Source organism: Thalassospira mesophila (assembly GCF_002115755.1).
GTDB lineage: Bacteria > Pseudomonadota > Alphaproteobacteria > Rhodospirillales > Thalassospiraceae > Thalassospira > Thalassospira mesophila.
The window spans coordinates 597,027-611,842 of the sequence record NZ_JFKA01000001.1 but is presented as its reverse complement, the minus strand read 5'-3'; the positions used below and the strand labels follow the sequence as shown (position 1 = coordinate 611,842).

Genomic DNA, 14,816 nt, shown 5'->3' with positions numbered 1-14,816 from the left:
GTTAGAGTTTTTACAGGCTTTGGACGAACTGATCATATTCAAGCCCAAGATCCTTGACCTTTTGCGCCATGGCGCGCCCGGCCATCAGCATGCCTTCCTTGCGACTGGGCTGGCTTTCTTCAATCTTGCGCAGTTCGGCATAAAGGGGTTTGATCGATTTTTCAACGACCCCCGCCTCGGGTACCCGACGGTTGGAATGGTAACCCGTGACTTTACCATGCTGGTCAAAGCTGGGGGTGATGTGGGCATAAACCCAGTAATGATCGCCGTTTTTTGCCATATTAACGACATAGGCAAAAATTTCGCGCCCGGCTTCGATCTCGGACCAAAGTAGGTGAAAAACACAGCGCGGCATATCGGGGTGGCGAATAACCGAATGGGGCTGACCAAGAACTTCGTCTTCGGTGTAGTCTGCTATGTCAAGAAACGTGTCATTGGCATAGGTAATACGCCCCTTGAGATCGGTCTTGCTGACAATCAGCTCGTCCGCACCAAAGTGCCGTTCCTTGCCCGTCGGCTGCACATGTGATCGCGTTTCAGTCACGTATCCTACCCCGATTTTTTATCCGATTACCCACCGTTTCAATTGACGGCAGTTTTGTTCGCTCAAGTATCATGTAACGATATATCCGCGAAGTATAAATGTAAAATATCCATGTACCACATAGACTAAACAGATCCCTGAAAATTAGAATAATCTGATTAAAAATATCCAAAAATGATGCCAGGGCGCATCAGGTTGGCAATTTTCTTCATCAAAACCCGATCGATATCCCCCATGCGGGGGATTTGCGACCCTTCAAAATCGCATTGAATACCATCGAACACACCCGACACGATCTGCGCGGGGGAAATTGCACACCGTGTCTTACACGCCTGGGAGACTTTGATGAAGAAACTGATCATTCCTTTTGTCGCGCTACTTGGCCTTGCGGCCTGCCAGACAAACAGCAACGTCGTTCGCAACAGCCAGGTCAGCCTGCTGTCGCTAGCCAAGCCGGAAATCGCCGTTGGTGATACCTATGCCTATTACCGCAATGGCAACAAAGAAACACTGACCGTTACCGACAAAAATGCCGATGGTTTGATGTTTGAAATCACCGAAGGCCCCAATAAAGGTTGCACATCAGAGGGGGCAGATTTCATAAGCCCCGATACCAAATGGACCAATTGCGCCGGGTCAAACGGCACGCAAAGCGTTATCCGGAAAGGCAATATCTGGCCGTTAAAACCTGGTGCGATGGAATCCTTTGAGATTGAAGGCACAGACGGCAAAGAAACATGGTCAGCAACACGCGATTGCATCGTTGCCGGGACCGCAATGGTCACAGTTGGCACCAAAACCATCCCGACCTATGAAGTCATTTGCAAAGATGCATCAAACACACGCAGCTGGTTTTATTCCCCCGACAACAAATGGCCGATCAAATTCACCAAAGTTCACAAAAAACGCGGCCTTGTCGAAGATTATGTCATAGACCTTGGACAGGGTGCCAGCTAAGCATAATTAAAGACACAGCATAAACAGACACGACAAAACACCCGGTCGGTCAAACACTCAGCCCGCCGACCGGGCCTTAACCTGCCTGCTAATCTTGTAACGCCCGTCCGATCCCCGGCTTTGGAGCATCGCCATCACCGTTGAGCGGAATGATCAACTGAACCGCAAGGCGCACAAGTTCCAGCCGGTCATTGGCACCGGTTTTACGAAATATGCTCGCAAGCTGGGATTTCACGGTTTCGCGTCCCTTGCCCAAATGATCGGCGATATCACTATTGCTTAAACCACGAAGAACAGCATCGAAAATGTCGATTTCGGCCTTCGTCAAATTGTAATGATCGCGCATCAGGCCAACATTTAAATCCGTATACCAGAACGGATCCACCACCGTAACCAGCACACCGGAAAATTGCCCGCCAAACGTCCCCCGGTTTTCACGCAATGGCGACAGGTCAAGCAAATAGGCGCTGTTCTCATTAATCTGGCTGCTCAGGCGTAAACTTATCGAGGTCGCAACCAAACTGTCCTTGCGACTGAGTTTTAGAACCGCATCGCGCAAACGGCGTGCGTCATGATCATCGCGCGCCGAAAGGCTGGCACCTGCCCCCAGCGCAAGACTGTCGCCGGTCGAAACGATGCGAGTGAATTCTTCGTTGGCAATAACAAGTTCCGATCCCGCCGTGACAATTGCCACCCCGACCCGCAAACGGTCTAACACATCAAGAAATGCCCCATAACGATGCCGCAACAGATTGACCGGCCGGTTCATTTCCAGAACCTTGGTCAAATGGGGGCCGATGATCCGCAGCATATCGGCGGCTTCCCGGGGTACAAAAGGCCCGTCATCACGATAATGGGTGGTTAAAATGTCGTATCCGGAAGGCTCATTTGACAGGCACATCCCCGCCGCCTGATTACACCCGGTACTTTTTTCCAGCCATGGGTAAAACCGCGACGGCGACAGATCACCGTTGCGGTGACGCATTTCGTCGCCAATTGAAAATTCATACACATCAAGCTGATGGAAATAGGCCGACCCGTCATTATTATTCAAACCAAGTCGCAGATATTCACCGGTCATTTCCGGGGTAATCCAGCTGTTGGCATGAAAAGAATAATCCGAAATTTCTGGCCGGATCTTTTCGATGCGCACCAGAACAACGTTCTTGCTTCGCAACACCCCTGTTAACCAGTCAAGGCGTTCTTTCCACAAATCGGGCGAAATCGCTGCCTCGTATAATGCAGGAATCATCGAATTCAGAACGCCAAATTCCCTTTCACCGATCATTTCCCCGAAAATCCCCCTACCGCCAGTTAAAATTAAAAACAGATAAACCGTTTGAATTCAAAGGCAAAGGATTTATACATTTTTTAAAGTGGCTTCATGTATGATTGCCCACCGGCCAAAGCGGGCGTTGGGGGACAGATGCAAAAAAATCTTCAGAATTTTCCATTTCGGATTGTCATTCACGAACGGCAGTCGGCCCAGCCGATCATGGACTGGCTGGACCGCAATATCCGTCATGACCGCTGGACCATGGGCATTCGCAATATCGAACTGCCCCGGTCCGGGCAAAGCGCGCCGTTTGTCGATATGGTGATCCATTTTGCACGCAGCGATGACATGGAACTGTTTCGCGAAAAATGGGCCGGACAAAGCCGCCAGCGCCGGGTGAAGTTAAAGTTTATCCGCGCGGCCCTGTTCGCGCTGATCCACCCGCAATCCGAGATGGTGTTTTACGAAACCCTGCCCGACCCGAATGCAGACCGTAACGCCATGGCGCGCGCCCAGGAAAAGGCGAACGAACAAGCAAAAGCAGACGCCGAAAAACTCGACGCTGCAATCGATGCCGCCGCGGCCGCGCTAGATAACCCCCGTCGAACGCCTGCCAAAGAAACCGTACAGCCGTCAAAACCGCCGGAACACACATAAAAAAGCCCCGCCGGATGACCGACGGGGCTGTTTTGCAAGCATTTTTCAAGCCGGGGTTATGTTCACCTGGCAAGATGATGACGCAGGTTTATTTCGGCAGTTCGGCGTCGATGCCTTTAACATACCAGTCCATGCCCAGCAGCATGCCGTCCGGGGCGACTTCGCCTTCCTTGACGCGCAATTCGCCAGCCTGATCATAGATCGGGCCTGCAAAGATCTTGATGTCGCCCGAAGCAATTTTTTCTTCGGTTTCCTTGGCAAGGGCGGCAACATCGTCGGGCATATTGGTGAACGGTGCCATATGGACCATGCCTTCTTTCAGGCCATGCCAGGTGTCGTCTGCTTTCCAGGTACCGTCCATAACAGCCTGAACGCGGTCGATGTAATAGTCATCCCAATGGTCAACAATCGCGCTAAGCTGGGCTTTGGGCGCAAATTTGATCATGTCGGATGCCTGACCAAAACCCTTGATGCCACGGTTTTCAGCAACCTGAAGCGGTGCCGGGCTGTCGGTGTGCTGAACCATGATATCGGCACCCTGATCGATCAGGGCCTTGGCAGCGTCGCCTTCCTTGCCCGGATCATACCAGCTGTTAACCCAAACGATTTTGACCTTCACATCGGGGTTAACCGACCATGCACCGCGCATGAACGAGTTAATGCCACGCACAACTTCGGGGATCGGGAAGGAACCGACATAACCGATGATGTTGCTTTTGGTGGTTTTACCGGCAATCACGCCGGCAACATAACGGCCTTCGTAAAAACGTGCGGCATAGGTTGCAACGTTATCAGCGCGTTTGTAACCGGTTGCATGTTCGAATTTTACATTCGGGAACTGCTTTGCCACCTTCAGCGTCGGGTTCATGAAACCAAACGAGGTGGTGAAAATCAACTCGTTGCCGGTCTGGGCCAACTGGCGGATCACGCGTTCGGCGTCTGCACCTTCAGGCACATTTTCAACAAACGTGGTTTTGACCTTGTCGCCAAATTTTTCTTCAACAGCCTTGCGGCCCTGATCATGCTGGTAGGAATAACCAAAGTCACCCACCGGACCAACATAAACAAAACCGACCTTTAACGGATCAGCTGCCTGTGCCGCCCCCATGCCCAGTGCCATTGCGCCCACGGTTGCCAATGCGGCTGCCGTGCGCTTCATAAAACGTGCCTTCATAAGAATGTCTCCCTTAAAACCTCTGCACAGGATTTATACCTGTTATTGCGTGCAATCAACAATGCGCGTCAGAATTGCTATGACGCACCTCCCATTTTGCGCCGGCGTTATTGCGCCGGTCGGAACGCCTTGCCGATGCAGGCAGGCGCATTAAGACGAATTTTGGTCTGGTCGCTGGAAATAATCACCAGCACAATCACCGTTGCCAGATAGGGCAACATCGACATGAATTGCGACGGCACATTGATGCCGGCACTTTGCGCATGCAACTGCAACACCGAAATACAGCCAAACATATAAGCCCCGGCGAGTAACCGCCCCGGCCGCCATGTGGCAAAAACCACCAAAGCCAGCGCAATCCAGCCGCGCCCTGCTGTCATGTTTTCCGCCCACATCGGGGTGTAAACCAGCGACAGATAGGCCCCGGCCAACCCCGACATCGCCCCGCCAAACAGCGTTGCCATGTAACGGATGCCAATAACATTATAGCCAATGGCGTGGGCGGACTCATGCGAATCGCCAACCGCCTTTAAAATCAGGCCCGCACGGGTTTTGGTTAAAAACCAGCCCGAGGCGATCACCATAAAAATAGACAGATAAACCAGAAAATCCTGCCCAAACAGGATCGGGCCGATCACAGGAATGTCGGAAATAAACGGGATATGCAGGGACGGCAGCGGCTCGATGGCAAAACCAACAAAGCCCGACCCGACAAGGGCGGAAAAACCGACCCCGAAAATGGTCAGCGCCAAACCGGTGGCCACCTGATTTGCCATCAGGGTGAGCGTTAAAAAGGCAAAAATCAGCGCAATCGCCATGCCCGCAATGGCGGCAGCAATAATGCCAATAATGGCCGACCCGGTTGATACCGTTACCGCAAATCCGGTGATGGCCCCGATCAGCATCATGCCTTCGACGCCAAGGTTCAAAACACCTGATTTTTCGGTAATCAACTCGCCCGTTGCCGAAAGCAAAAGCGGAGTTGAAGCCGTGATCACGGTAAGGATTAAAGGGACAATCCAGTCCATTATGCAGGCTCCCCGGATTTGCTCGCCGATCCGAAACGGATACGGTATTTGGTCAAAACATCACAGCCCAACAGGAAAAACAGCAAGATCCCCTGAAACAGCCCGGTCACAGCACTGGGCAGGCCCAAACTGATTTGCGCCAGTTCCCCACCCAGATAGGTGAGCGAAATCACCAAACCGGCAAACAAAATGCCAATCGGATGTAACCGGCCCAGAAAGGCAACAATAATGGCGGTAAAGCCATAACCCGGCGAGATCGAGGGTTGAAGCTGGCCAATGGGACCGGCGACCTCGAACATACCGGCAAGGCCCGAAAGCCCGCCCGACAAAAGCAGGGTAAACCACACCATGCGTTTTTGCCGAAAACCAACATGGCGGGCCGCCTGTGGGGCCTGGCCGACCACGCGCAACTGAAAACCAACCACCGATTTGGTCAGCAAAACCCAGCCACCCGCAACAATCAGCAAGGCAAAAACCGCCCCCAGATGCACCCGCGTGCCATCATAAATAATCGGCAGCAAGGCGGCATTGGGGAAAGCACGGGATTCGGGAAAGTTGAAACCTTCGGGGTTGCGCCACGGACCATAGACCAGATAGCTGAGAAACAGGGTCGCCACATAGGTTAGCATCAGGCTGGTCAGGATTTCGTTGGCGTTAAAGCGCGTGCGCAACCATGCCGGGATTGCACCCCAAAATGCCCCGCCAATGGCGGCCATGACGAACATGCCGGGCAGCAAAAACACGCTGGTGCTGTCATAAAAAGCCAGTGCCAGCGCGCCGCCAAAAATTGCGCCCATGGTCAGCTGGCCTTCGGCACCGATGTTCCAGACATTGGCGCGAAAACCCATCGCCAGACCGATGGCAATGATGACAAGCGGGGTGCCCTTGACGAACAATTCGCCAATGCCATAGGCATTGTTAATCGGCATGATAAAGAAGGTATAAAGCGCTTCGATCGGGTCTTTGCCCATAAAGGCAAAAATAATCGCACCGCTGATCAGGGTTAGGACAATCGCCAGCAGCGGCGACAGGTAAACCATTTTTTGTGAATGATGACGCCGTGGTTCAAGCCGGATCATTTCGGGCCTCCGTTCAATTCGGGGGCCGTTTCCCCACCCAGATCATGAAGCCCGCCCATAAGAAGGCCGATTTCGTCGATACTGGCATCAGCCATATTGCGCGCGGCCGACATTTTACCCGCTGCCATCACCACCACCTGGTCGCAAATGGCGTAAATTTCGTCAAGATCCTGTGAAATCACCAAAACCGCCGTGCCCTTGGCCGCCAGATCCAGCAAGGCCTGATGAATGGCACTGGCCGCCCCGGCATCGACACCCCAGGTGGGTTGCGAAATAACCAGAACGCCGGGGTCTTGCATAATTTCGCGACCAACGATGAATTTTTGCAAATTGCCACCCGAGAGACTTCCGGCCTCGGCACTGTTACCGGTGGTGCGGACATCGAATGTTTTGATAATGCTATCGGCAAAAATGCGGGTTGGCACCTCGCGGATCAGGCCGCGTGCCGACAAGGCCATGCGGCGAAACGCGGTCAAAAACCCGTTTTCAGCCAGGCTCATGTCGGGTACCGCGCCATGCCCGTTGCGTTCTTCGGGCACAAAGGCAGCCCCCAAACGACGGCGACGGCGCGGGCCAAAATCGGCGACCGGCTGTTTATCCAAAATAATGCAATCGGGCGTGCCATGAATTTCGGTTTCACCGGCAAGGGCCTGAAACAGCTCGTTCTGGCCGTTGCCCGCCACACCTGCAACACCCAGAATTTGCCCGCCACGCACCGAAAACGAGATATCTTTAAGATCGGTACCAAATTGCTGATCACTGACCAGCGACAGGTTTTTTACCGCCAACCGGGCATCGCCCGGTGCAGGCCGAACACCCCGGTCCGGTGCCACCAGTTTTTGGCCGATCATCATTTCAGCCATCGATTTGGCGGTTTCAGCACGCGGGTCACACGTGGCAACCACCTTGCCGCCCCGCAACACCGTTGCATGTTCGCACAGCGCCTTAACCTCGTGCAGCTTGTGGCTGATATAAAGGATCGCGCAGCCTTCATTGGCCAAACGACGCAGGGTTTCAAACAGCTTGTCCACTTCTTGCGGCGTCAAAACCGATGTCGGTTCGTCAAGGATCAGCAGTTTGGGGTTTTGCAAAAGGCAGCGCACAATTTCGATGCGCTGACGTTCACCGACCGACAGGGTGTAAACATGGCGATCCGCATCCAGCGGCAAACCATAGGTTTTTTCAACCTCGGCCACTTGCTGGCGTAAAACCGCCATATCGCGCACATCGTTCATGGCAAGGGCGATGTTTTCCAGCACCGTCATGGTTTCAAACAGCGAGAAATGCTGAAACACCAACCCGATGCCCATTTCGCGGGCGTCATGCGGACTGGCAATAGTGACGGGATTTCCTTCCCACAACAAATCACCAGAATCAGCCTGCATCACGCCATAGATCATTTTGACCAACGTGCTTTTACCGGCACCGTTTTCGCCCAGCAGAGCGTGGATTTCGCCCGGCTCGATCCGAAAACTGATATTGTCGTTGGCCAAACAACCGGGAAAAGCCTTGGTCACGCCGCATATTTCAAGCTGCGCCGGCCCTGATCCCGTTCGTTGTTCGATGGCCCCGGTGGTATTGCCGGTCATCGCGGTCACTGTCTGCCACCCCCTGATTGCGATCCGATTACATACGCCTGTGGCGTTTTACCCCTGCCCGGCCCGGTAATCAAACTGTCTCGATGCGTTTTTTTAGATAGGCGTTTTTTATATCCGCTTTTTTAGTAAGCGATTTTATCGTCCTTGGCTGCCCACTGGGCAAACACCTCGGCGGCTTCTTCCATTTTAATATGGTCGCACGGCAATTCGCGCTGCGATATCGGTTTGGCAACCTCGTCATATAAAAACTGGTCATCAAAGCCAATCGCGGCGGCGTCTTCGCGGCCATTGGCGTAATAGATATGATCGATCCGCGCCCAGTATATTGCCGACAGACACATCGGGCAGGGTTCGCAACTGGTGTAAATTTCACAACCCGCCAGATTAAAATCGCCCAAGGCCTCGCATGCTGCACGAATGGCCGAAACTTCGGCATGGGCGGTCGGATCCATGCTCGATGTAACCTTGTTCCAGCCCTCGGCAATGACATTACCATCACGGACAATCACGGCACCAAACGGCCCGCCACAGCCTTCTTCCATTTTTCGGCGCGATAATTCAACCGCGTGGCGCATATGTTTATGCCGGGCGTCGTCACACACAGCCTATTCTCCTTGTTAAAGCCCTGCCCGGCGGACCGGGATGTTATTTATGCCACCCTGCGCGACTGCTTTTCAGCACGACGGGTATTTTATATGGTTGTTAATTCCTGCCAAACTGGCGGGTCTTGTTTTCTGGCTGCGTTCCACTTTGAACCTGCATGTTTTCGCGCAATCCCACCAGCTGGGCGGCTACCGATGCCGCAATCACTGCGGGATGCTTGCCGGTGATACCGGCAACGCCAATCGGGCAGCTCAGGCGCGCCAGGGCTGCATCGGGCACAGCGCGCGCCCGCATCCGTGCGACAAAACGCGCGCGTTTGGTGGCACTGCCGATCATGCCAACAAAGCCAAGATCGGCGCGCAACAAGGCCGCCCGGCAAATTTCAAAATCCTCGGCGTGGGAATGGGTTAAAATCAGCACCAGTGCCCCGGCGGGCAAATCGGCGATTTCCTCCCACGGGTTGGGGCTGTGTATCGGGTGCAGGTGCGATGTTTCAAGATGGTCGATATAATCGGCCCGCGAATCGACCCAGTGAAGGTTGAACGGCAAGGGCGCAAGCGCGCGCGCAATCGCCGCCCCGACATGCCCGGCCCCAAACAACCATAGCGGTGTTGCCCCGTCATCAAGGCGCACCGCCAAGGCCCCAGAAGGATGTGAAACACCTGCCAACCCGGCAGATACGCCGTTATTTGCCAGCATCCCGCCGCGCAAATTGCCAAACTGTGCTGCCAGAAACGGCGCATTATCGCCAGACACAACACTAAAATCACCATCGGGATTTTGATCCGAAGGCAGCAACAACCAGACCGGCGCTACGCCCTGCCCTGGCCCGCCCTGCCCGCCATGCAAGGCCATAATGCCTTGCAACAGAGACGCCCTGCGCTGTGCGGTTAGCGCATGAAATGCCACCTGAACCGACCCGCCGCAGCATTGCCCCAGCGACGGCCCCAGCGGAAAGCGCATGAATTGCGCCATTGGCACGGCATCTTGCGCCAGCCAGTCGCGCGCCTTGCGGGTCAGTTGATGTTCAAGGTTACCACCGCCCACCGTGCCCATCACATCGGCGGCTGAAATAACCATAAACGCCCCGGCTTCGCGCGGGGTGGACCCAGCAATATCGGCAATGCTAACCATCATCATCGGGGCGTTTGTTTGCAACAAACCGATCCATGATGACGGGTCCAGCGACACAGCCAGGCACGAGGCGGAAGGGCGGGTGGAAGACGCATCCATGTCGGTTATGCCCCCGCCTGTGGCGCGCTAACCCCGGCCATCGCGGCACTACGCGCGCCCTTTGGCTGCCGGTCATTGCTATCAGATCGGGCGATATGCACGGTGTCATCGGCAAAGCGCAACACCGCCCGTAAAATGGCTTCGGGTGTTGCCGGGGTGTTCAGGGCCGGAACGATTTTACCCTGCGCCACCGATGCCACGGCATGGGCAAGGGCACGATGCACCGAAATTGCCAGCATCAAAGGCGGTTCGCCCACCGCCTTTGAACGATGGATGGATTTTTCAACATTGCGTCCGGATGACCACAGTTCCATGCGGAAATCTTCGGGGCGGTCTGAACAGGCGGGGATTTTATAGGTTGAGGGCGCGTGGGTACGAATACGCCCGGCATCATCCCACCATAATTCCTCGGCGGTTAGCCACCCCATGCCTTGAATAAAGCCGCCTTCAATCTGTCCCCGGTCAATCGCCGGGTTTAGCGACTGGCCAACATCGTGCAAAATATCAACCCGTGTGACCTTGTTTTCGCCGGTCAGGGTATCGATCATGACTTCGCTGCACGCCATGCCATAGGCAAAATAGAAAAACGGGCGACCCGATGCTGTTTCGCGGTCATAATGGATTTTCGGGGTGGCATAATAACCGGTTGCCGACAGGGATACTCGGCCCAGATAGGCCAGTTTGACCAGTTCGGCAAAGCTGATATCAGCAACATCCCCGACAATGACGCGGCCCGGTACAAAACGAATTTCGGCAGCAGCAACCTTGTAATGCGCCGCCGCAAACACAATTAACCGGTCCTTGATGGTCCGCGCGGCATTGCGCGCCGCCATGCCGTTCATATCCGCCCCCGATGATGCCGCCGTGGCCGATGTATTGGGCACCTTGCCGGTATTGGTGGCAGTGATTTTGATGTGTTCAAGGTCGATCTGGAATTCCTCGGCCACGACCTGGGCAACCTTGATAAACAGGCCCTGGCCCATTTCAGTGCCACCATGGTTGAGATGCACCGATCCATCCTGATAGACATGGACCAAAGCCCCGGCCTGATTAAGAAAGGTGGTGGTAAAGGAAATGCCGAATTTAACCGGGGTCATGGCAATACCGCGCTTGATCACCGGGCTTTGGGCATTAAAGGCATCTATTTCGGCCCGGCGCTTACGATAATCGGAACTTGCCAGCAAATCGCGGGTAAGTTCAGGCAGGACGTTATCTTCGACCGGCATGTAATAGGGCGTCATATTGCGCCCTTCGTCGCCATAATAATTGGCAATGCGCACATCCAGCGGGTCTAAACCCAGCGTCATCGCGATTTCATCGATAATGCGCTCAATCACCACCATGCCCTGCGGCCCGCCAAAGCCGCGAAAGGCGGTGTTGGACACAAGGTTGGTTTTACACCGATAGGACCGGATTTCGACATCGCCCAGATAATAGGCATTATCGGTGTGGAACATGGCACGATCCGCAATCGCAGATGACAAATCAGCACTAAAACCGCAATTGGCTGCATATTGAATATCTGCGCCACAGATGCGCCCGCTATCGTCAAAGCCAACATCGTAATCGACAATAAAGTCATGCCGTTTTCCGGTCATGATCATGTCGTCATCGCGGTCCAGCCGCATTTTGGCGGGGCGACCGGTTTTTACCGCCACGATGGATGCCAGGGCGGCCCATTGCATGGACTGGGTTTCCTTGCCGCCAAAGCCGCCGCCCATACGCCGCACCTCCACCGTCACCGCATTGGCCGGGCGGCCCAGCACATTGGCAATATTGTGCTGCACCTCGGACGGATGCTGGGTGGAGCAATGAATAAAAACGTCGCCATCTTCCTGCGGAATAGCGAAGGAAATATGCCCTTCAAGGTAAAAATGGTCCTGCCCGCCAATCACCATGCGCGACGCATGGCGGTGCGGGGCAGACGCAAGCGCGCTTGCACTATCGCCCCGTTTCATCACATGGGGTTCGGCAACATAGGATTTTTGTGCCATCGCATCGTCAATAGACAGAATGGCGGGCAGTTCTTCATATTCAATGTCGGCCAGTTTGGTGGCTGCCCGTGCCTGTTCGCGCGTTTCGGCCGCCACACAAAATATCGGCTGGCCATAAAACTGTACAATGCCATCGGGCAACACCGGCTCGTCATGGGTATGCGCCGGGGAAACGTCATTGGTTCCGGGAATATCATCCGCCGTTAGCACACAAACCACCCCCGGTGCCGAACGTACCTTGGACAAATCCATTTTAATGATTTTGCCATGCGCAATGGTGGCAGCCCCCGGGGCCAAATGAAGCGTGCCATAAGGTTCGACAATATCGTCGATATAAACGGCTTCGCCGGTAACGTGTTTGGGGCCGCTATCGTGCTTGCTGGCAGATCGAACACCGCCAGTCAGGCCCGGTGTTGGCGCAATCAGATCGGTAGTTTCAGCTTTATCAAGCATGTGCTGCTGCCTTCCCGACAAGGCGGGTGGCCACGCCGGGTTGTGTGGTTTCGATAAACAGTTTGCTCAGCAGGTTTTGCGCCACCAACATGCGATATTCGCCCGATGCCCGCATGTCCGTCATCGGTTTAAAATCATCTGCCAGTGCCCGCCGCGCGGCATTCAATGTTGCATCATTCCATGGCTGCCCCATCAAAGCAGCTTCGCATTTTTTGGCTCGCATCGGGGTGCCAGCCATGCCACCAAAGGCCACGCGGATATCGCGGATCACGCCGTTTTCCAGTGTGATGGCAAAGGCCCCCAAAACAGCGGTAATATCCTGATCAAACCGTTTGGAAATTTTCCATGCCTTGAACTGCGTTTGTGCGCCCGGCTGCGGCACAATAATTTTTTCCACAAACTCACCCTTGGCACGGTCCTGCTTGCCATAGGTGATGAAAAAGTCTTCCAGCGCAATGTCGCGCCGCACATCGCCCATACGCAGCACAATGCGTGCGCCCAGCGCAATAAGGGCGGGCGGGGTATCGCCAATCGGCGATCCATTAGCGATATTGCCACCCACGGTCCCCGCATTGCGAATTTGCCGCGAGCCGATACGGCGGATTAACTCGCCAATATCAGCGGCAACGGCACCCAACGCATCGTGCGCGGCGCTATAGGTGGCACCAGCCCCGATATGGAGGTCACTGCCAATCTGTTCAACCTGTTTCAGGTCGGCGACATCGCCTATATAAATAATCGGGTCAAGGCGCATCAGATGTTTGGTCACCCACAGGCCCACATCGGTGCCACCTGCCAAAATAACGGCGTCGGGATGGGTGATCAGAAGCTGCGCCAGTTCATCACTGCTGCGCGGGGCAAAATAACGCCCGCTTTCGTGGCTCAGGCTTAACCCGCCATCGTCACCGATCAAGCCTTTAAGGCGGCTCGCAACATCCCAACGGCGTGATTGTTCAATGGTATCATTTATTGCAGCACCGCCAGATTGGCGAGCAGCCTCGATAATCGGCCCATAGCCGGTACAGCGGCACAGATTGCCCGCCAGCGCGTCATTAATTGCGCCCCGTTCCTCCTCGCCGCCATCCAGCCAGATTTTATACAGGCTCATGACAAAGCCCGGCGTGCAAAAGCCGCATTGCGACCCGTGGTTATCCACCATTGCCTGCTGGACCGGATGCAAACTGCCATCGGCTGATTTTAAATGTTCGACAGTTAAAAGCTGTTTGCCATCCAGTGTCGGCACGAACTGAATGCAGGCATTAACTGTGCGATACGACATGCCGCCCGCTGCCGCCTCATCGACCTCGCCCAGCACAATGGTACACGCACCACAATCGCCCTCGGCACAGCCTTCTTTGGTGCCGAATTTATGCTCGTTCAGGCGCAGATAATTCAACACAGTGGTTTGCGGATCAATATTGCCGATCCGGCGGTCTTCATTGCCCAGCAAAAAGCGGATATCGCTTCGCATATCTGTCATCGTCTTTCTTAACTGCCGCGATAGGTGGAATAGCCAAACGGCGATAACAAAAGCGGCACATGATAATGCGCGTCCGACTCTGAAATTCCAAAGCGGATTACCACCTGATCAAGGAATTTCGGGTCTGGCAAATCATAGCCAGCCGCATCGAAATAATCACCGGCACAAAACACCAGTTCATATTTACCCGGACGAAAGGTTTTACCTTCAAGCAACGGTGCATCGGTGCGGCCATCGGCATTTGTCACCGCCATGGCGACACGGTCATCATGCCCGCCGTCAAAGCGGTGCAATTCAATGCGAATACCGCCAGCCGGGCAGCCGCGTGCCGTATCGAGCACATGTGTCGTCAAGCGCCCCATGACGGGCCTCCTATGTCACTGAATCGATAATTTTAGCGGTTGCCCGCCTGCCTCTCTGATCCGGCCTGTTTGTGTTTTTAAGGGTTAAGCCGGTTTCTTTATGACGTTTTTAAAAAGGTCGCACTGCAACAGGCATTCAGGAAAGAGGCGATAACGTGAAACTATATCAATAATTCTTTGAAAAAGAATACCGAGACACCGGCACAAAGCACCGAAAACACCTTGATGGCCGCGTCTTTGGCCTATCTTCAAGCCATCGGCCGGGGGTAATATTTTTAAGACCCGCTTGAAAGTTTCCCGCCAGACACGTGCCGGATTTCCTTGCTGCACCGCAGCCAATGGTTAATGCTACACCAAATAACCCGACGAACCAAACCG

At 54.4% G+C, this 14,816-nt stretch carries 13 protein-coding genes; 2 read left to right on the top strand and 11 right to left on the bottom strand.

Translation table 11 applies throughout. The features are described from left to right. Positions 1–10: 10 nt before the first annotated feature. Entirely contained in the window at positions 11–544 is a 534-nt protein-coding gene (locus TMES_RS02820; protein WP_085579188.1) for a PAS domain-containing protein, read from the bottom strand. Positions 545–889: 345 nt separating this feature from the next. On the opposite strand from TMES_RS02820, the gene TMES_RS02810 reads away from it, so the two are divergent. After that, a complete protein-coding gene (locus TMES_RS02810) occupies positions 890–1,501 on the top strand; it encodes a membrane lipoprotein lipid attachment site-containing protein (RefSeq protein WP_085579184.1) in 612 nt (203 codons plus the stop codon). Positions 1,502–1,589: 88 nt separating this feature from the next. On the opposite strand, the gene TMES_RS02805 is transcribed toward TMES_RS02810, so the two are convergent. Next, positions 1,590–2,753: a helix-turn-helix transcriptional regulator gene (locus TMES_RS02805; protein ID WP_158091176.1), complete on the bottom strand. Its 1,164-nt coding sequence runs from the start codon at positions 2,751–2,753 to the stop codon at positions 1,590–1,592. A gap of 174 nt (positions 2,754–2,927) precedes the next feature. On the opposite strand from TMES_RS02805, the gene TMES_RS22915 reads away from it, so the two are divergent. Continuing rightward, the gene (locus tag TMES_RS22915; protein ID WP_211275855.1) at positions 2,928–3,434 is read left to right on the top strand and encodes a hypothetical protein; all 507 of its coding nucleotides are present in this window, start codon (positions 2,928–2,930) and stop codon (positions 3,432–3,434) included. An 88-nt stretch (positions 3,435–3,522) separates the two neighbouring features. On the opposite strand, the gene TMES_RS02795 is transcribed toward TMES_RS22915, so the two are convergent. The 9 genes from TMES_RS02795 to uraH all read right to left on the bottom strand — a co-directional run bounded on the left by TMES_RS02795 (position 3,523) and on the right by uraH (position 14,438). Further along, positions 3,523–4,593: a BMP family ABC transporter substrate-binding protein gene (locus TMES_RS02795; protein ID WP_085579834.1), complete on the bottom strand. Its 1,071-nt coding sequence runs from the start codon at positions 4,591–4,593 to the stop codon at positions 3,523–3,525. A gap of 122 nt (positions 4,594–4,715) precedes the next feature. After that, positions 4,716–5,636, bottom strand: coding sequence for an ABC transporter permease (locus tag TMES_RS02790; RefSeq protein ID WP_085579180.1), 921 nt, complete (start codon positions 5,634–5,636; stop codon positions 4,716–4,718). Continuing rightward, positions 5,636–6,715 carry an ABC transporter permease gene (locus TMES_RS02785; RefSeq protein WP_085579178.1) on the bottom strand — a complete coding sequence of 360 codons (1,080 nt, stop codon included), beginning with the start codon at positions 6,713–6,715 and terminating at the stop codon, positions 5,636–5,638. The genes TMES_RS02790 and TMES_RS02785 overlap by 1 nt, the downstream gene beginning before the upstream one ends. Then, the gene (locus tag TMES_RS02780) at positions 6,712–8,304 is read right to left on the bottom strand and encodes an ABC transporter ATP-binding protein (RefSeq protein WP_085579176.1); all 1,593 of its coding nucleotides are present in this window, start codon (positions 8,302–8,304) and stop codon (positions 6,712–6,714) included. Before TMES_RS02780 ends, TMES_RS02785 begins: the two co-directional genes overlap by 4 nt. A 131-nt stretch (positions 8,305–8,435) precedes the next feature. After that, complete coding sequence (locus tag TMES_RS02775; RefSeq protein ID WP_245835180.1) at positions 8,436–8,915, bottom strand: nucleoside deaminase; 480 nt, start codon at positions 8,913–8,915, stop codon at positions 8,436–8,438. A gap of 100 nt (positions 8,916–9,015) precedes the next feature. Next, entirely contained in the window at positions 9,016–10,149 is a 1,134-nt protein-coding gene (gene xdhC, locus TMES_RS02770; RefSeq protein WP_085579174.1) for a xanthine dehydrogenase accessory protein XdhC, read from the bottom strand. Positions 10,150–10,154: 5 nt separating this feature from the next. After that, positions 10,155–12,596 (bottom strand): xanthine dehydrogenase molybdopterin binding subunit, encoded by a 2,442-nt coding sequence (gene xdhB / locus TMES_RS02765; RefSeq protein ID WP_085579173.1) that lies wholly within the window; start codon positions 12,594–12,596, stop codon positions 10,155–10,157. After that, positions 12,589–14,076: a xanthine dehydrogenase small subunit gene (gene xdhA, locus TMES_RS02760; protein ID WP_342746301.1), complete on the bottom strand. Its 1,488-nt coding sequence runs from the start codon at positions 14,074–14,076 to the stop codon at positions 12,589–12,591. Before xdhA ends, xdhB begins: the two co-directional genes overlap by 8 nt. A gap of 8 nt (positions 14,077–14,084) precedes the next feature. Beyond that, entirely contained in the window at positions 14,085–14,438 is a 354-nt protein-coding gene (uraH, locus tag TMES_RS02755; protein WP_085579169.1) for a hydroxyisourate hydrolase, read from the bottom strand. Positions 14,439–14,816: the final 378 nt, after the last annotated feature.